Below are 16,521 nucleotides of genomic sequence, written 5' to 3'. Positions count from 1 at the left end.
AGGAACCTACCGCTGGACCGAAGCACTCAACGCCTTCGCCATCCAATTCCCCGACCGACTCCCACTCTAGAGAACACCCACCAAACCAAAACGGCCACAACTACTTACACAGAAATCTTGACAAGCCCTCCGCAGATAGGTGTGCAGATCGCGGCGCAAGCTACCTTTGCCCTGAACGTATATCGCCTGGTAGATCGCCTCGTGTGACACCCACATCTCCGGATTGGCAGGAAAGTCCAGCCGCAACCGGGCAGCGATCTGAGCTGGACTGTGAAACTCGTCGATCAATCGAGTCTGCACCTGTTCGCGCAACGGTGCACACAGGTCCACCTTGCGGGGCTTGGGCCGCGCCGCGCGAGTGACGCTGCGGTGATGGGCCACCGTGGCCTTGTACCGAGGGGCCGGGGCGCGCCCGCCGCGCCACCGTGCACCGAACTGACAATGCGATCGGTACCTGGCAGCGCCGGCGCGCACCGCGTTGTTGGCGATCTCGCGCGAAATCGTTGACGGCGCACGACCTAACCGATCAGCGATGCTGCGAATCGACTCCTGAGCTGCTACGCCCAGCGCGATTTCCTCGCGCTCTTCGAAGGTCAATCTAGGACGTTGCCGGGGCCGTTCATCAGGAAAACTGTGGTCGCACCCCACCAGCATCGGCAAACCAGTTCACACCGGAGTTCTCCGACACGCCGACAGCCACAGCAGCTTCACGCGCAGTCAAACCACAACGAATCGCATCCCAGAACCGACGACGTAACCAGGACAACGGAGATGGACGCATAACAGCCTCTCAAGCAGAGACTGTTGCAAACACCCCTTGAACCCGCCGCCCGAAACTCGCCAACAAGTTCAGACTCGACGCCCCTTCGCAGGTGGCTACACCCGCCCTAACGGCCTTCGATCGACACCGGCATGTGCCGGACGCCGCTGTGCTTGTTGCTGCGCACGTACTCGATCGGCCCCGTGACCGTCACCCGCCGCACCCGATCCAGCAGCACGTCGAAGATCACCCGCATCTCCATGCGGGCCAGCGACGCGCCCAGGCAGAAGTGCGTTCCTCGGCCGAATGCCAAGTGTGGGTTGGGGTTACGCGATACGTCGAACGAATACGGATCGGCGAAGACCGTTTCGTCGCGGTTGGCAGACGCCCACCACAGGCTGACCTTGTCGCCCGCCCTGATCCGCCGGCCGTGCATTTCGACGTCCCGAGTCGCGGTGCGCCGGTTGTACGGCGTGGACGACGCCCACCGCAGGATCTCCTCGACGGCCGTCGGCAGCAGCGTACGGTCCTGCCGAATCTGTTCCCACACTTGCGGTTTCTGGCTCAGCGCCGACATGCCGATCGCGATCGAGTTACGGGTCGTCTCGCTGCCCGCGGCGATGATCAGGCTCAGGAACATCCGCTGCTCGTTCTCGCTCAACGGTTCCCCGTCGATCAGCGCGTGGGTGACGATCGACAGCAGCTCGTCGGTCGGCGGTTCCCGGCGCTTGCGCTCCAGCAGCGCGGTGCCGTAGGTGAACATCTGGGCCTGCGCCTGCGCCACCCGGTCGCTGATCTCCCCGATCTCGCGCTCCTCGTAGTCGAGCGTCACGTTCGCCCAGTTCATCAGCTCGTGCCGATCCTCCTGCGGCACACCGGCCAACTCGGCGACAGCCTGCAGCGGCAGTTCGGCGGCGACGTCGATCAGGAAATCGCACTGCCCCTTGGCGACTGCCGCGTCGACGATGTCGATGGCGCGGCGGCGCAGGTCGGCCTCGATGGCCTGCAGGGCCCGCGGCGTCGTGCTCGGCGTGAGCAGTCGACGGAACTGCGCATGCCGCGGATCGTCCATCATGTTGAGCAGCGCGCCGACGGCGAACCCCGTCGGCATGTCCTCCAGGGTGGTTCCGCCGCCCTCGCGGTCCCCGCCGGATTCCGACGAGAACGTCTCGCTGTCGGCGGCCGCGGCGACGATGTCGGCGTGCCTGCTGAGCACCCAGAATCCTTCGCCGCCCGGGGTGTGCTCGGTCGGAGGATGCCACCAGAGCGGCGCGTCACGGCGCAGGACGTCGAACACCTCGAACGGGAACCCGGAGGTGAACCGGTCCAGGTCGGTTAAATCGACATCCTCGGTCAGGTCGACATCCTCATTTGAATCGACACGGCCCACGTTCGGCATGGTCAGACCATACGGGGCCGAAACCTCAGAACGGACTGCTGTTCGACTGTGTCTTGGAGTCCTCGGGGCGCGGCCCGTACTTGCGGATGTAGTCGTCGTGCATCTTCGCGTCCCTCTTGCGCTGGATCACGTCGACGAGGTTCGGATCGAGGCCGTGCTTGGCCAGCCGGTGCCTGCGCCAGACCTTGTTCAGCGCCAACGCCATCAGCAACGCCCAGATGTAGATCGGAGCCGTCATCTCCAGGCGCATGTAGATCGGCGCCGGCAGCAGCCACAGCGGGGCGAGTACGAGCAGCGGCGGGATCGCCCAGCGGATCATGTGCCTGCGGATGGCGCCCTCGCCGGCGAGATCCTCGGCGACCCAGCGGTTCATCGATTTCGGCAGCCGCTTGCCGTAGCAGTACCCCAGGTACTGCCAGAAGCTCGGCTTGTCGGTGCCGGCCGGTTCTTCGATCGCCATGGATGCTCCTCGGGGGTTGGGAAATTCAGGACTGCAGCGCGCCGCCGCGCACGGCGGCGGCGTTGAGACGGGTCAGGACTTCGTGGACGCGCTCGAGCTCGGCGAGGCTCATCCCGAGTCGCGCGACGACCTTCTCCGGGATCTCCAGCGCGCGTTCGCGCAGTGCGAGCCCTTTGTCGGTGAGCGTCACATCGGTGGACCGCTCGTCCGTGGCGTTGCGGGCCCGCGAGATCAGGCCGAGCGATTCCAGGCGCTTGAGCATCGGCGACAGCGTGGCCGAATCCATCTGCAGGGTGGATGCGATCTTCTTGACCGACAACGAGGTCGACGGGGAAATCTTCTGGTGGTCCCACAGAACGAGCATCACCAGGTACTTCGGATGGGTGAGGCCCAGCGGCTCCAGCAAGGGCCGGTAGAGCGCGAGCACGGCCCGGTTGGTGGCGGCCAACGCGAAGCAGACCTGCCGTTCCAGGGCAAGCGGATCGACGTCCTCCGCGGTGAGGGTCATACGATCGATAGTGCCCTAATCATTAGGGCACTAGCAATGTCGATTGCGTCACCGACGGCCGACGGTCACCCCGGCGGCGCGTTCCATCGGCTTCACCACCGACGTGAAATCCGACGCCGGACCTTCCTCGTCCTGAGTGGCCTGCCAGACCCGGGCGACGGACTCGGCCAGCGCGACCGGGGTGTCCAGCGCCTGCGCCTCGGCCAGGTAGAGCAGCACGTCCTTGGTCATCAGCCCGGTGGCGAACCCGTAGTCGAAGGTGCGGGGCAGCACCGCCCGCGGGAACTTGTCGCGACTTGCGTGCGTGCCGCCGGAGCCGGTGTTGAGCACGTCGACCATGACCTGCGGGTCGAGGCCGGCCTTGGCGCCCATCACCACGGCCTCGGCCGTCACGGCCAGCGCGGTCGCGGCGATCATGTTGTTGATCAGCTTCATGGTCTGCGCCGCGCCGGGGGTCTCCGAGACGAACGTGACCCGTCCGAGCGTCGGCCACACCGTCGCCAGCGCGTCGAACTCCGGGCGGGGTCCGGACACCATCACCGCGAGCGTGCCTGCTTCGGCGCCGTGCACACCGCCGCTGACCGGGCTGTCCAGCGCGGCTATCCCGCTGCCCCGCAGTACGTCGCAATTGCGTTGCGCTGCTTGCTGTCCCACCGTGGAGAGATCGACGAACCGGCGCACCCGCGACCCGTCGGCGACCTCGCGCGCGACGGCATTGGACACCTGCGGGGTCGGCAGGCTCGCCAACACCGACTCCGCGCGGTCGGCCACCTCCCGCGCCGACCCGGCGGCCTCGGCACCCACCTGAACGGCGCGCGCCACCGCGTCGGGATCGGTGTCGAAGACCGTGACCCGGTGACCCGCCGCGACCAGCCGGCTCATCATCGGGAAACCCATGTTGCCGAGTCCGACGAATCCCAACGTCACGGCTGATCGCCGTCCAGTTCGGCGAAGGTCGCCCGCGCGATCCGGAAACTGTCCACCGCCGCGGGGATTCCGGCGTACACCCCGACCTGGAGGAAGACCTCGCGGATCTCGTCGCGTGTCACCCCGTTGCGCAGCGCACCCTTGATGTGGGTTGCCAACTCCTGCGGCCGGTTCAGCGTCGCGATCATCGCGAGGGTGATCATGCTGCGCGATTTCGGCGCCAGCCCGTCGCGGCCCCATACCGCGCCCCAGCAGTACTCGGTGACGAGATCCTGCAGTGGCTGGGAGAATTCGTCGGCGTTGGCGGCCGCGCGCTCGACGTACTCCGCGCCGAGTACCCGAGTCCGGATCTCCCGGCCGCGCTCGTGGGTCTGCGGGTCCATGTGGTGCTCCGGTCTCAGGCCGGCGGGGGAGTGCCGATGAGCACCGCGCTGAGCCGGCAGCCGTCGGGCCCGGCCCGCCACGCGTGGTCGACACCGGACAGCACGACCAGGTCGCCCTGGTCGAGGTGGTGGGCGCCGTCGTCGAGGATGAGTTCGACACTGCCGGACAGCACGGTCTCCAGGTCGAGGGTGTCGGTGTGGTGCATCGGGGTCTCGGAACCCGGGCCGAGCTCGACCACCATCCACCGCGCCAGCCCGGGCGCGATGCCCTGGTCGATCAGCGGTGCGCTGCCCGGCGGGCGGGCCGGCGGCGGACAAGCGGTGGTGGCGAACGGGATACCCATCGCAAAGCCGGGTGCCAGCTCGTCGAGTGCGAGCTCGTCCTGACTCACGACGCAGGACCTGCCGTCGGCGTCCACTCCGGTGATCAACGTCCGCACGCTCGCTCGCTTTCCTCTCCGATCACGACGCGGCCGTGCCCGGCCAGATGCCGTGATGGTGACATTGGTTGCCCCCGTTACGTTTCGCACGGTACATCGCCGAATCCGCGGTTTCGATGAGGTGATCGACGACGGTGTCGATGTCGCCCTCGGTCGCCGTGTCGACGAAGGCGACGGCCGTTCCGACACTGGCGGTGACGGGCACGTCCAGGTCGGCGATCGCGTCGCAGACCTCTTGATAGCTCTGCCGCGAATGATCCGCCGGGGTCACGTCGGCGATCAGGAACTCCTCGCCGCCGGCGCGGGCGATGACGGCGCTCGGCGCGGTGCGTGCCCGCAGCGCCTGGGCGACGGCGATCAGTGCCTGATCCCCGGCCGCGTGGCCGAGAGCGTCGTTGAGGGCCTTGAAGTCGTCGAGGTCGACCATCGCGATGCTCAGGTACCGTCCCGGACCGCCGCGGCTGAGCAGGTTGAGGGTGTGTCTGCGGAACGCCCGCCGGTTCAGCAGCCCGGTCAACGGGTCGTGATCGGCATCGGCCTGCGCGAGCACGAGGTCACCGCGCAACGCCCGCAGCAGGCCGTGGATCGCCACCGGCATCGCGATGTTGGCCTGCACGATCATGAAGAAGTCGACGGCGGCCAGCGCGGGGCGGCCGTCGACGGCCATCTGGGCGGCTTGGGCAAGCGCCACGGTGGACGCGATCGCGACGAACGTCAGCACCGACTTCGTGGAGTGGAAGAACGCCAGGTAGGCGCCGATCGTCGTGAACGCGATACAGCCCAACAGGCCCGCCAGTGGATCGGGATAGGCCAGGCAGGCGAACGTGATCGACATCGTCGTCACCGCCGCGAACGCCGCGGACTGTCCCCGGCGCGGCCACCGACGCGCCCACAGCGCGGCGGCCACCAGTCCTCCGCCGACCGCCGCCCACATCATCGCCTTCTGGAGTCCGCCGGTCGGGCCGCCTGCAGAGGTCAGCAGCAGCAGCACCGATCCCGTCATCAACAGGGCGAGCGTGACGATGAATGCACGGACGTAGCGCGCGACGGAACGGGCTTCGAGGAAGCCGCTGAACCAGTCGTAGTGATCCGCGTATCGATACATCCCACACCATCTCGTCGCCGTTGACTGTCGCCATCCAAGCAGGGCGGCGGCGTTTTCCCGCAATCGGTACCCGACGGCGGTCTTGCCGCATCCTTGCCCGAATTTCCCGCGCGCCCGTAGCCTCGTAAGCGTGTCCGGCGTGACCGATGTCCGAGCCGACGACCTGGCGGCGTTGGCCGTCTTCGACGGGATCCCGTCAGAGGCGCTCGCGCCGCTGGCCGCCCAGCTGCGGCCGCTCGACGCCGCCCCCGGCCAGGTGCTGATGCAGCAGGGTGAGCTCGCCGTGTCGTTCCTGCTGGTCGGTTCGGGGCGCGCCGAGGTGACACACACCGGTGACGACGGCCACGACACCGTCGTCACGCTCGAACCGGGGCTGATCGTCGGGGAGATCGCGCTCCTGCGCGATGCGCCGCGCACCGCCACCGTCGTCGCGACCGAACCGCTGAGCGGATGGGTCGGCGGGCGGGAAGCGTTCGCGACGATGCTCGAGATCCCGGGAATGATGGCCAAACTGGTGCGCATCGCGCGGCAGCGGCTCGCGGCGTTCATCACCCCGATCCCGGTGCAGGCACGCGACGGCACCGTGCTGTACCTGCGGCCGGTGCTGCCCGGCGACATCGAACGCACCAGCAGCGGGCAGGTCGAGTTCTCCGACGAGACGCTCTACCGCCGCTTCCAATCAGTGCGCTCGCCGACGCGGGCGTTGATGGCGTACCTGTTCGAGGTCGACTACCAGGACCACTTCGTGTTCGTGCTGACCGACGGCATCGACGGGCCGGTGGTCGCCGACGTCCGGTTCGTCCGCGAGGTCGACGATCCGACCGTGGCCGAAGTCGCGTTCATCGTCGCCGACGAGTATCAGCGTCGCGGCCTGGGCACCTTGCTGATGGCGGCGATCTCGGTCGCCGCGAGCTGGGACGGGGTGCAGCGGTTCACCGCACGGGTGCTCAGCGACAACTTCGCGATGCGCGCGATCCTCGACCGGTTCGGCGCGCACTGGCGTCGCGACGACCTCGGAGTGGTCGTCACCGAGATCCCCGTCCCGAAAGTCGAGGATCTGACGATCAGCCGTGAGCTCGCCTACCAGATCCGCGGGGTGGCGCGGCAGGTGATCCGGGCGGTCGGTTGATGCCCGACGGCGCCTCGCGCAGGCCGCCGCTGAGCAAGGACACCCTGCTGTGCATCTCGCTGTCGGGCCGGCCGAGCAACATCGGCACCCGGTTCCACAACCATCTCTACGACGTGCTCGGCCTCGACTACATCTACAAGGCGTTCACCACCACCGACATCGCCGCGGCGATCGGCGGCGTGCGGGCGCTGGGGATCCGTGGGTGTTCGGTGTCGATGCCGTTCAAGGAGGACGTGCTCACGCTGGTCGACGAGATCGAGCCGTCCGCGCAGGCGATCCGTTCGGTCAACACGATCGTCAACGATGTGTCGGTGCCGGGCGGGCGGCTCACCGCCTCGAACACCGACTATCTCGCGGTCCGGCAACTGATCAGCGACAACCGGTTGGATCCCGACAGTGCGGTGCTGATCCGGGGCAGCGGCGGCATGGCCAAAGCCGTCGGCCGCGCCTTCGTCGACGCGGGGTTCCACACCGGCGTCGTCGTGGCCCGCAACGTCGAGTCCGGGACCGCGCTGGCCGACACACTCGACTATGAATACCTGCCCGAACTCGGTTCGGCGACTGCGGACGTCATCGTCAACGTCACCCCGATCGGGATGGCCGGCGGACCGGAGGAGCATGACGTCGCGTTCGCCGAGACGACGATCGCGGCCGCCGACACCGTGTTCGACGTGGTCGCGATCCCGTCGGAGACGCCGCTGATCCGCGCGGCGCGTGCCGCGGGCGTTCGAGTCGTCACCGGAGCCGAGGTGATCGCGCTGCAGGCCGCCGAGCAGTTCGCGCGATACACCGGGGTACATCCGAGTCGCGAACAGATCGCGGAGGCGTCGGCGATCTCTAGGGCGTGATCGTGGTCTGCTCGTCGATGGCCGCTGTCGCCTCCATCAACTGGACTGCCAGATCCTCGGGGCCCTCGGCGGTCAGCTTCAGCATGAAGACGCCGCCGTCGGTCGGGATCACCGCGGTCTTCTCGGCGATCAGCCAGTCGGGGCCGCCGTCTTCCTTCTTGTAGAACCCGCCGATCTGTGTGGCGTCGTAGCCGCCGAGATTGCCCGGCTGCCCGGACGTGGCGCCCTGGAAGCCCGGCAGTGCCAGGGTGGACTTCGGGGCGTACTCCAGGATCTTGGCCGGATCGACGTCGCCGGTCAGCTTGGTGACGAACGCGACGATGGTCGCCGGCGCGGGGGCCGGCGGATCGCCGGTGAACATGATGCCGTCGAACGCGCCCTCCGGAGCGGAGTCGCCCACCGCGACCCATCCCGGCGGGAACGGCAGCGTGACCGTCGGCGCGCCAGGATCGCCCTTGCGCATCGTGGTCGCTTCGATGCCGTTCTCGGCGATGTACTGCTCGACCGTGATGTCGGCACCGGCAGCGGGGGCCTCCGACGCGGGCGCTTCGGAGGTGCTGCTGACGGTCGTCTCCGCCGTCGCCGACGTCTCGTCGGCCGAGGTCGCGTCGCCTGCGGTCTCCGACCCGCAGCCGGTCAGTCCGATTCCGGCCGCGAGTGCGATCGCGGCGAGGCCGGCCCGGTTGGCGAAGGTCACGTCGTCTCCTGTTCGTCGGGGCGCCAAAGGCGGATTTCGGGTCAAGGCTAGCGAATTCGCGGGGACAGCCCGAACATGGTTTGCCGAAACCGTCCGCGGCCGTCCCGACGGTGGTACATCTGTGCTGTACCGGCACAAGGGTTGGGGGTCGGGACATGGGTCTCGTCGTTCGCTCGTTCCTGGCGCTCTGCTCCGCGCTCGTCGCTGTGGCCGCATTCGGGGCGCCCACCGCGGTACCGATCCTGGCGGCCAACACGACCGCACTGATCATGGGTGGCACGTTCCATCCGCTGATGGGGCCGCAGGATTCACCGGAATTCGTGAAGCGTTATCTGGACAACGCCGTCAACAATCAGCTCGCCGGCGCGTACGGCGTCGCCGAGACCAACGCGGTCGCCGTTTACACACCCGAGGACTTCCTCCCGATCGGCCGTCTGACGTTCGACAAGTCGGTCGCCGAAGGGCTGGCGAACCTCGGCAGGTGTCTGGCCGCGGACGCGGGCTGCGTGTTCAACACCGATCCCGACGCAGGTTCGGCGGTCGCGCCGCAACTCGGCGACACCTTCCTGGTGTTCGGGTATTCGCAGAGCGCGGCGATCGCCTCGCTGCTCAAGAAGAAGCTGATCGACGAGCACGGGCCCGGATCTCCGTCGGCGTCGTTCATGCTCACCGCCAACCCGATGCGGCCCAATGGTGGTGTGCTCGGCCGCTTTCCGAAGCTGACGATCCCGCTCATCGGCATCACGTTCTACGGGGCGACCCCCACCGACAGTGTCGACGGCGCGTTCAAGACCGTGGACGTCGTGCGCCAATACGACGGTTTCGGCGGTGATTTCCCGGTGCGTCCGCTGAACCTGCTCGCCACCGTCAACGCGCTGCTGGGCTACGGCATGATGCACGCCGAGACCGTCGACGTGCCGTTCACCCGGGCGCGCTATCAGGGCCGGGTCGGCGACACCGACTACTACCTCATCGAATCGGACCTGGTGCCGCTGCTGCAGCCGTTGCGCCCCTTCGTGCCGGCCGCGATCCTCAGTGCGCTCGACGTGCCACTGCGGGTGATCATCGAGGACGCCTACGACCGTGACGTCAGCCCCGGAACGCCCACGCCCGCGAAGTGGTGGCCGATCAAGGATTTCGCGGGCACCGCCGCCAAACTCGTCGCGTCGGTGCCGGTGGCGCTGGACAACCTGACCGAGGGTTTCGGTCAGGGGCGGGTGTTCGGCACCACGGCGCCGGGTGCGTTCGGCGTCGGCGGAGTCGAATGGCCGGCCGGAGGCGATGACCCCGCAGCCGGCGGCGATGACCCCGAAAGCGTTACGCCGCAGCGGGTTTCGAAACCCGCGGGGAGGGACCGGCAGTCCCCGGACGCGCAGGAGGGGCGCGACGAGGAGATTCGCGCCGGGGTGGACTTCGAGGTGGACCTCGGCGAGGACACCGATGCGGACACCGAGGTGGCGGACGACACCGAGGGCACGTCGACGGCCCCCGGCGACGCAGACGTGGACTCCGATGCGGATCCGCCGGCGGCGACCGAGGCCGGCGACGAATCGGACGACAGCGACGCGGCCGACGCCGCCTGAGCGGACGCGGCCCGCGCGCGTGGTATCAACAGCGCGTGAGGCTGATCGCCGCGTGCGCCCTGACTCTGATGGTCGCCGCATGTTCCGAGCCGGCCACGCCGCCGCGCTCACCGGAACCCGAACCGTCGGCCACGCACACCGTCAACCCGGCCCGCATCGACCGCGCTCGCGATGCGATGCCCGACGGCTACGAGGTCGCCGGGTACGCCGGGGCGCCGGTGCCGTTCGGGGCGTGGGGTTTTCGCGATTCGGCGCAGGCCGACCCGGTGCAGTGCGCGGCGCTGGGAGCTCCGTCGGTTGCTGCCGAGACAGCCCGCGGCTGGTCGGCATCGGGTCCCGGCGGGATCGTCTACGCCGTGGTCGCCGAGGCGACGCCCCCGCAGGGCCCCGACCCCGTCGTGCTCGACGAATGCCGACAGTGGACCGTGACGTCCGGACACACCAGCGGCACGGTCACCGCGCAACCGGGCCCGGGCATCGATGCCGCGCAAACCGTCGCGATGCGCACCGCATTGACCACGGTCGTCGAGGGTGGCACCGAGACGCACACCCATGCGGACACCGCCGTGGCCTACCTCGGGACGTACCTGTGCTTCGTCGTGGTGGTCACCGATCCCGGGTCGCCGCACCCCACGCTCGGCGCCGAGTTCGCCTCGGATCTGCTCGCCGAAACGGTGTCCACGCTGCGGGGCTGAACGGTGCGGCGCCGGTACATTGGCGGCGATGTCGAACGCCCCGAAGTACCTCACCTGCACGGCGGCCGTGGTGGCCGGGTTGCTGACGGCGTGTCAGAGCGCGCCGCAGCAGGACCTGTCGAAGGCCGACATCGCCCGGGTGGCCGAGGTGAAATCCAGCTTCGGCCCGTCCTACACCGTGAGCACCGTCGGTCCGGCGGCCGTCGATCCGCAGTTCCTGACCGCCCAGAAACTGCCGGCCGGGTTGACGTTCGATCCGGCCGAATGCGGTAAAGCGGCCGCGGAGAACACCGTGCCCGAGGGCGTCAAGGGCAACATGGCCGCGACGACCGCCGAGGGCGAGGGCGTGCGCTACATCGTGATCGCGCTCGAGACCTCCGAGGCGGTACCGGTGAACACCCCCGGCGACCAGTGCGGCAAGGTCACCTTCACCGGCGCCGGGATCAGAGGCCTGGTCGAGGGCGCCGAAGCCCCGCAGATCGACGGGGTGCGGACCATCGGGACACACCGGGTGCTGCAGACCGTGACCGCGGAGGGCCCGCGCACCGGCGAGCTCTACAACTATGTGGCCACGTTCGGCAACTTCATCGTGATCGTCACGGCCAACCCGCTCGCCGTACCGGACAAACCGCCCGCCCGCATCGACACCGAGCGGGCCCGCGACCTCGTCACCCAGGCCGTCGACCTGGTGCGCGGGTAGCCCTCAGCGCACACCCTGCGGGCGGAACTGGATGCTGATCCGGGGGCCGGTCGGCCTGGTCGTCTTCGGCACCGCGTGTTCCCAGGTGCGCTGGCACGAGCCGCCCATCACCAGCAGATCCCCGTGGCAGTGCCGCAGCCGCAGCGACGGTCCGCCGCCGCGCGGGCGCAGCGCGAACACCCTGGTGGCGCCGAGTCCGAGGATGGCGACCATGGTGTCCTCGGTGCGGCTGCGCCCGATGTTGTCGCCGTGCCAGGCGACGCTGTCGTTCCCGTCGCGGTACAGGCAGAGCCCCGCGGTGACGAACGGCTCGCCGAGTTCACCGGCGTAGGCGTCGTTGAGGCGGCGGCGGAGTTGTTTGAGCCGCGGATGCGGGGCATCGGCGTCGACCAGGTTGTGGAAGCTGATCAGGCGGGGCACGTCGAGGACCCGGTCGTACATCTGCCGTCGTTCGGCGCGCCACGGGATCTGGTCGCGGAGTTCGGCGAACAGCGTGTCGTCGGGGGAACCGTCCTGGAACAACCATCCGGAGCGGACTTCCAGCCATGCGCCGTTGCCGAGGTCGCGGCGGTCGGACTGCTCGAAAAGCGAGCTTTGCAGAGCTGGCTCCATACCGCGCAGTCTATCGCACAGGCGTTCGAATTCTCAGAGGCGAACGGGGCCGGGTCCCTCATCGGCGAGAACGTCCCCGGGGTTGGCCAGCGCGCAGATCTTCAGGCTCAGGCAGCCGCAGCCGATACATCCGGCCAGATTGTCGCGCAGCCGCTGCAGGTGCAGGATCCGCTGGTCGATGTCCTCGCGCCAGCCCGCCGACAACCGGGCCCAATCCTTGCTGGTCGGCACCCGGTCGGCCGGCAGTGTCGCGAGCGCGTCGCGGATCCGTGCCAGCGGGATCCCGAGCCGTTGCGACATCCGGATGAACGCGACGCGGCGCAACGTCTCGCGGGCGTAGCGGCGCTGGTTGCCGCTCGTGCGCCGGCTGGTGATGAGGCCCTCGCGCTCGTAGAAGTGCAGCGCCGACACCGCCACCCCGCTCCGCTCGGCCATCTCGCCGGGCGTCAGCTCGTGGGGCCATTCCATGACCTCAACCCTAGTTGCGGTTACGGTGCTCTTGTGACGGATGCGGCGCTGGGATGCAATTCGGAGGTCGGCAGGCTTCGCGTGGTCATCCTGCACCGCCCCGGACCCGAGCTGCAGCGGCTCACCCCGCGCAACAACGACACCCTGTTGTTCGACGGATTGCCGTGGGTGGCGCGCGCGCAGCAGGAGCACGACGCGTTCGCCGAACTGCTGCGGTCGCGCGGCGTCGAGGTGCTGCTGCTCGGTGACCTGCTGACCGAGGCGCTGGCCAAGAGCGGGGCGGCCCGCATGCAGGGCATCTCCGCCGCGGTGGACTCGCGCCGTCTCGGGGTGCCGCTGGCGCAGGAGCTCGCCGCATACCTGCGCACCCTGGACGCGCCCGCGCTGGCCCGAATTCTGATGGCCGGCATGACCTTCGACGAGCTGCCGTTCGGTGAGAACGAGCTGTCGCTGGTGCGCCGCATGCACCACGGCGGAGACTTCGTGATCGACCCGCTGCCGAACCTGCTGTTCACCCGGGACTCGTCGTTCTGGATCGGGCCTCGCGTGGCGATCACGTCGCTGTCGATGCAAGCCCGGATCCGGGAGACGTCGCTGACCGACCTGATCTATGCGCACCATCCGCGGTTCCTCGGGGTGCGGCGGGCCTACGAGTCGCGGTCCGCGCCGATCGAGGGCGGGGACGTGCTGCTGCTGGCTCCGGGCGTGGTCGCCGTCGGGGTGGGGGAGCGCACCACTCCGGCCGGTGCGGAAGCGTTGGCGCGCAGCCTGTTCGACGACGGTCTCGCGCACACCGTGCTGGCCGTGCCGATCGCGCAGGAGCGGGCCCAGATGCACCTCGACACCGTGTGCACGATGGTCGACACCGATGCGGTGGTGATGTATCCGAACATCGTGGATTCGTTGACCGCGTTCACGATTCGCAGCGAGTCGGGCGGGGTGAAGATCGACCGGGCGGCGCCGTTCGTCGACGCCGCGGCCGACGCGATGGGCATCGGGAAGCTGCGCGTCATCGACACCGGGCTCGATCCCGTCACCGCCGAGCGGGAGCAGTGGGACGACGGCAACAACACCCTGGCGCTGGCCCCGGGCGTCGTCGTCGCCTACGAGCGCAACACCGAAACCAATGCCCGCCTTGCCGACTCGGGGATCGAGGTGCTGCCGATCGCGGCGTCCGAGTTGGGCACCGGCCGCGGCGGCCCACGCTGTATGTCGTGCCCGGCCGGCCGCGACCCGCTCTAGTTTCGCCGAACTGGGATTCCCGGCTGTGGATTCGCCCGTTCACACAACCATGGCGCCGGGCTCGCGTTCGGCCCATGCGCGACGCACCCGTTCGATCACGTCGTACGGCCTGTCCTCCGCGATGACCTTCACATGTCGCCAGCCGCGGTCCCTGATCATCCGCAGCCGCCGTTCGTCCCAGACGTACTGCCCGCGATGCGTGCGGTGGTGATCGCCGTCGTATTCGACGGCGATACCGGCGTCCTCCCAGCCCATGTCGAGGAATGCGAACGGGGCTCCGTAGTCGTCACACACCGGGATCTGTGTTGCGGGACGGGGGAAACCCGCGTCGATCAGCAGCAGCCGAAGACGAGTCTCCTTCGGGGACTGGGCGCCGCCGTCCATCAGGTCGAGGGCGGTCCGCAGCCGCCTGATGTGGCGGGCGCCCTTGTACCTGTCGGCTATCGGGGAGACCCATTCTGCGCGAAGCCCCGTCGCGTTGGACAGAGCGTCGAGACACACGACGGCCTCGTCCCGGGGCAGGTGACGGCCGAGGTCGTAGGCGCACCGCTGAACCGTCGCAACGGCCATGCCGTCGATCGGGTAGACGTCGTCGTAGAGGAAGTGGTCGTCGCGCGCGACGATCCCCGGGGGCGTGTCGTAGGACTTCCAGATGAGTTCGATCGGCACGTCCTCACCGATCCATTTCGCGCCGTGCAGGGCCGCGGCGGCACGGCCGGTGATGACACCGCGTTCGCGCGACCACAGCCATGCGCCGACGGTCCGGTGATACAGCGAGCGCGGGACGTCCCGCAGGATGTGGACGTCGGGGAAGAGCCGCTCGTAATGCCATCGCAGCTCGCCGCGGGTGAGCGTGCCGTCCTTGATCTCCTGGCTGCCCAGGATCACCGGTCGCATGTGATCGATCGTCGCTGACTTTGGCCGGCCCTCGGCGAGCCTCGGCTGAGGGCTGTGGATAACCCCGAAATCGCGACCGGGAATCCCAGTTCGGCGAAAACCCCGCTAGCGCCAGGACGGCAGCCAGATCTGCATGTTCCAGGTGTGCTGCGAGATCGGCAGCCCGGTCAGGATCGGGTAGAGCCACGCGAAGTTCGTGATGACCACCGCGACGTAGAGGCACACCACCAGCAGGCCCAGAGTTCTGCGCTCGGCGTTGCGAGTCGGTTTGTAGAGGATGTCGCCGAGGATCATCGCGATGATCATCACCAGGAACGGGGCCATCGTCGCGGCGTAGAAGAAGTACATCTGCCGGTCGATGTCGGCGAACCACGGCAGGAAGCCCGCGCTGTAGCCGACCAGCAGCACCGCGTAACGCCAGTCCCGCTTCACGAACGCCCGCCACACCGCCCACGCCAGGATCGGCACCGCCAGGAACCACATCGCCGGCGTGCCGACCAGCATCACGGCCTTCACGCACGACTGGGCGCCGCAGCCCGACACGTTGTCGGTGTCGATCGCGTACAGCACCGGCCGCAGCGACATCGGCCACGTCCACGGTTTGGACTCCCACGGGTGGTGGTTGCCGTCGGCGTTGGTCAGCCCGGAGTGGAATCGGTACGCGGCGTAGGTGTAGTGCCACAGCGACCGCAACGCGTCCGGGATCGGCAGCGCGCTGTCCGGGCCGATGGACCGGCCCACCTCGTGGCGGTTGACGCCCGTCTCGGACGCGAACCACGGCGTGTAGGACGCCAGGTACACCCCGAACGGGATCAGCACCAGCGCATACAGCGACGGACCGACGTCGCGGCGGAACGTGCCCAGCCACGGCCGCGGCACCCGGTACTGCCTGCGGGCGGCGACGTCGAGGGCCACCGTCATGACCCCGAAGAACAGCACGAAGTACAGCCCCGACCACTTCGTCGCGCAGGCCAGCCCGAGCAGCACCCCGGCGCCGAACCTCCACCAGCGCACCCCGAGCCGCGGACCCCACGGCGTCTCGGCGATGCGCCCCTCCAAGAACGCGATGTGCATGCGCTCGCGGATCTGGTCGCGGTCGACCATCAGGGCACCGAACGCCGCGACGACGAACACGGTCAGGAACCCGTCCAGCAGCGCGGTGCGCGCGGTGACGAAGCTGACGCCGTCGGCGATCAGCAGCAGCCCGGCGATACCCCCGACCAGGGTCGAGCGGCTGATGCGCCGCGCGATCCGCACCACCAGCAGCACCAGCACCACACCGCACACCGCGCCGGAGAACCGCCAGCCCAGCCCGGTGTAGCCGAAGATCGCCTCGCCGATCGCGATGAGCTGTTTACCGACCGGCGGGTGCACCACCAGCCCGTAGCCGGGGTTGTCCTCCAGGCCCTTGTTGTGCACCATCTGCCACGCCTGCGGCGCGTAGTGCTTCTCGTCGAAGATCGGGGTGCCGGCATCGGTCGGCGAGCCCAGGTTCAGGAACCGCGTCACCGCGGCGAGCGCGGTGATCACGGCGGTCATCGCCCAGCCCTGGAGACGGTCGAGCGGACCGAAGTCGGCGACGGGTACGACCGGGCCGGGGCTGATGACGGGGACCGAGCGCCCGCTTCTTTCGAGTTCCTCGGTCGGGGCGGTCACGCATGCGATCGT

General features: G+C 68.7%; 19 protein-coding genes. 6 read left to right on the top strand and 13 right to left on the bottom strand.

Translation table 11 applies throughout. The annotated features are described in order from the left end of the window. Positions 1-66: 66 nt before the first annotated feature. The 8 genes from BST38_RS15235 to BST38_RS15200 form a co-directional block, all read right to left on the bottom strand. Entirely contained in the window at positions 67-597 is a 531-nt protein-coding gene (locus BST38_RS15235) for a helix-turn-helix domain-containing protein (RefSeq protein WP_165761597.1), read from the bottom strand. A gap of 290 nt (positions 598-887) precedes the next feature. Further along, positions 888-2,159, bottom strand: coding sequence for a cytochrome P450 (locus BST38_RS15230; protein ID WP_083144160.1), 1,272 nt, complete (start codon positions 2,157-2,159; stop codon positions 888-890). Positions 2,160-2,184: 25 nt separating this feature from the next. Further along, positions 2,185-2,619: a DUF5313 domain-containing protein gene (locus BST38_RS15225; RefSeq protein WP_083144159.1), complete on the bottom strand. Its 435-nt coding sequence runs from the start codon at positions 2,617-2,619 to the stop codon at positions 2,185-2,187. A gap of 25 nt (positions 2,620-2,644) precedes the next feature. Further along, the gene (locus BST38_RS15220) at positions 2,645-3,127 is read right to left on the bottom strand and encodes a MarR family winged helix-turn-helix transcriptional regulator (protein ID WP_083144158.1); all 483 of its coding nucleotides are present in this window, start codon (positions 3,125-3,127) and stop codon (positions 2,645-2,647) included. 48 nt (positions 3,128-3,175) lie between these two features. After that, a complete protein-coding gene (locus tag BST38_RS15215) occupies positions 3,176-4,054 on the bottom strand; it encodes an NAD(P)-dependent oxidoreductase (protein WP_083144157.1) in 879 nt (292 codons plus the stop codon). Then, the gene (locus tag BST38_RS15210; RefSeq protein ID WP_083144156.1) at positions 4,051-4,437 is read right to left on the bottom strand and encodes a carboxymuconolactone decarboxylase family protein; all 387 of its coding nucleotides are present in this window, start codon (positions 4,435-4,437) and stop codon (positions 4,051-4,053) included. Before BST38_RS15210 ends, BST38_RS15215 begins: the two co-directional genes overlap by 4 nt. Positions 4,438-4,451: 14 nt before the next feature. Further along, the gene (locus BST38_RS15205) at positions 4,452-4,877 is read right to left on the bottom strand and encodes a cupin domain-containing protein (RefSeq protein WP_083144155.1); all 426 of its coding nucleotides are present in this window, start codon (positions 4,875-4,877) and stop codon (positions 4,452-4,454) included. Between the two features lie 22 nt (positions 4,878-4,899). Continuing rightward, complete coding sequence (locus BST38_RS15200) at positions 4,900-5,982, bottom strand: GGDEF domain-containing protein (protein ID WP_083144154.1); 1,083 nt, start codon at positions 5,980-5,982, stop codon at positions 4,900-4,902. Between the two features lie 130 nt (positions 5,983-6,112). Here BST38_RS15200 and pat point away from each other — a divergent pair, with 130 nt between their 5' ends. Both pat and BST38_RS15190 read left to right on the top strand, forming a co-directional pair. Further along, the gene (gene pat, locus BST38_RS15195; RefSeq protein ID WP_083144153.1) at positions 6,113-7,111 is read left to right on the top strand and encodes an acetyltransferase Pat; all 999 of its coding nucleotides are present in this window, start codon (positions 6,113-6,115) and stop codon (positions 7,109-7,111) included. Beyond that, entirely contained in the window at positions 7,111-7,959 is an 849-nt protein-coding gene (locus BST38_RS15190) for a shikimate 5-dehydrogenase (RefSeq protein ID WP_083144152.1), read from the top strand. Before pat ends, BST38_RS15190 begins: the two co-directional genes overlap by 1 nt. On the opposite strand, the gene BST38_RS15185 is transcribed toward BST38_RS15190, so the two are convergent. Further along, a complete protein-coding gene (locus BST38_RS15185; protein WP_083144151.1) occupies positions 7,949-8,656 on the bottom strand; it encodes an LpqN/LpqT family lipoprotein in 708 nt (235 codons plus the stop codon). The genes BST38_RS15190 and BST38_RS15185 overlap by 11 nt on opposite strands. Before the next feature lie 155 nt (positions 8,657-8,811). On the opposite strand from BST38_RS15185, the gene BST38_RS15180 reads away from it, so the two are divergent. From BST38_RS15180 to BST38_RS15170, 3 genes are read left to right on the top strand one after another with little or no spacing between them, the layout of a single operon-like run. Continuing rightward, a complete protein-coding gene (locus BST38_RS15180; RefSeq protein WP_083144150.1) occupies positions 8,812-10,239 on the top strand; it encodes a PE-PPE domain-containing protein in 1,428 nt (475 codons plus the stop codon). A 35-nt stretch (positions 10,240-10,274) separates the two neighbouring features. Then, on the top strand, positions 10,275-10,934 hold the full coding sequence (locus BST38_RS15175) for a DUF5642 family protein (RefSeq protein WP_237160808.1): 660 nt from the start codon (positions 10,275-10,277) through the stop codon (positions 10,932-10,934). Between the two features lie 28 nt (positions 10,935-10,962). Next, positions 10,963-11,634, top strand: coding sequence for a DUF5642 family protein (locus BST38_RS15170; protein WP_083144149.1), 672 nt, complete (start codon positions 10,963-10,965; stop codon positions 11,632-11,634). Positions 11,635-11,637: 3 nt separating this feature from the next. On the opposite strand, the gene BST38_RS15165 is transcribed toward BST38_RS15170, so the two are convergent. Together BST38_RS15165 and soxR are read right to left on the bottom strand one after the other, a co-directional pair. Continuing rightward, positions 11,638-12,246: an alpha-ketoglutarate-dependent dioxygenase AlkB gene (locus BST38_RS15165; RefSeq protein WP_083144148.1), complete on the bottom strand. Its 609-nt coding sequence runs from the start codon at positions 12,244-12,246 to the stop codon at positions 11,638-11,640. A gap of 33 nt (positions 12,247-12,279) precedes the next feature. Further along, positions 12,280-12,714 (bottom strand): redox-sensitive transcriptional activator SoxR, encoded by a 435-nt coding sequence (soxR, locus tag BST38_RS15160; RefSeq protein WP_083144147.1) that lies wholly within the window; start codon positions 12,712-12,714, stop codon positions 12,280-12,282. Positions 12,715-12,747: 33 nt separating this feature from the next. On the opposite strand from soxR, the gene arcA reads away from it, so the two are divergent. Next, entirely contained in the window at positions 12,748-13,956 is a 1,209-nt protein-coding gene (arcA, locus tag BST38_RS15155) for an arginine deiminase (protein ID WP_083144146.1), read from the top strand. Positions 13,957-13,995: 39 nt separating this feature from the next. Here the strand turns inward: arcA and BST38_RS15150 are convergent, their stop codons facing one another. Together BST38_RS15150 and BST38_RS15145 are read right to left on the bottom strand one after the other, a co-directional pair. Further along, on the bottom strand, positions 13,996-14,853 hold the full coding sequence (locus BST38_RS15150) for a putative endonuclease domain-containing protein (protein WP_083144145.1): 858 nt from the start codon (positions 14,851-14,853) through the stop codon (positions 13,996-13,998). A gap of 105 nt (positions 14,854-14,958) precedes the next feature. Beyond that, positions 14,959-16,509 (bottom strand): dolichyl-phosphate-mannose--protein mannosyltransferase, encoded by a 1,551-nt coding sequence (locus BST38_RS15145; protein ID WP_083144144.1) that lies wholly within the window; start codon positions 16,507-16,509, stop codon positions 14,959-14,961. Between the last annotated feature and the right edge of the window lie 12 nt (positions 16,510-16,521).

Origin of the sequence: Mycolicibacterium parafortuitum (assembly GCF_002086815.1) — a bacterium.
GTDB classification, from domain to species: domain Bacteria; phylum Actinomycetota; class Actinomycetes; order Mycobacteriales; family Mycobacteriaceae; genus Mycobacterium; species Mycobacterium parafortuitum.
This window is presented reverse-complemented; position numbering and strand designations above follow the sequence as displayed.

Bases quoted from the DNA above. Each gene is read 5' to 3' on its own strand.
- BST38_RS15230 (WP_083144160.1), bottom strand. From the start codon at position 2,159: ATGCCGAACGTGGGCCGTGTCGATTCAAATGAGGATGTCGACCTGACC.
- BST38_RS15225 (WP_083144159.1), bottom strand. From the start codon at position 2,619: ATGGCGATCGAAGAACCGGCCGGCACCGACAAGCCGAGCTTCTGGCAG.
- BST38_RS15220 (WP_083144158.1), bottom strand. From the start codon at position 3,127: ATGACCCTCACCGCGGAGGACGTCGATCCGCTTGCCCTGGAACGGCAG.
- BST38_RS15210 (WP_083144156.1), bottom strand. From the start codon at position 4,437: ATGGACCCGCAGACCCACGAGCGCGGCCGGGAGATCCGGACTCGGGTA.
- BST38_RS15200 (WP_083144154.1), bottom strand. From the start codon at position 5,982: ATGTATCGATACGCGGATCACTACGACTGGTTCAGCGGCTTCCTCGAA.
- BST38_RS15190 (WP_083144152.1), top strand. From the start codon at position 7,111: ATGCCCGACGGCGCCTCGCGCAGGCCGCCGCTGAGCAAGGACACCCTG.
- BST38_RS15180 (WP_083144150.1), top strand. From the start codon at position 8,812: ATGGGTCTCGTCGTTCGCTCGTTCCTGGCGCTCTGCTCCGCGCTCGTC.
- BST38_RS15170 (WP_083144149.1), top strand. From the start codon at position 10,963: ATGTCGAACGCCCCGAAGTACCTCACCTGCACGGCGGCCGTGGTGGCC.
- BST38_RS15165 (WP_083144148.1), bottom strand. From the start codon at position 12,246: ATGGAGCCAGCTCTGCAAAGCTCGCTTTTCGAGCAGTCCGACCGCCGC.
- soxR (WP_083144147.1), bottom strand. From the start codon at position 12,714: ATGGAATGGCCCCACGAGCTGACGCCCGGCGAGATGGCCGAGCGGAGC.
- BST38_RS15150 (WP_083144145.1), bottom strand. From the start codon at position 14,853: ATGCGACCGGTGATCCTGGGCAGCCAGGAGATCAAGGACGGCACGCTC.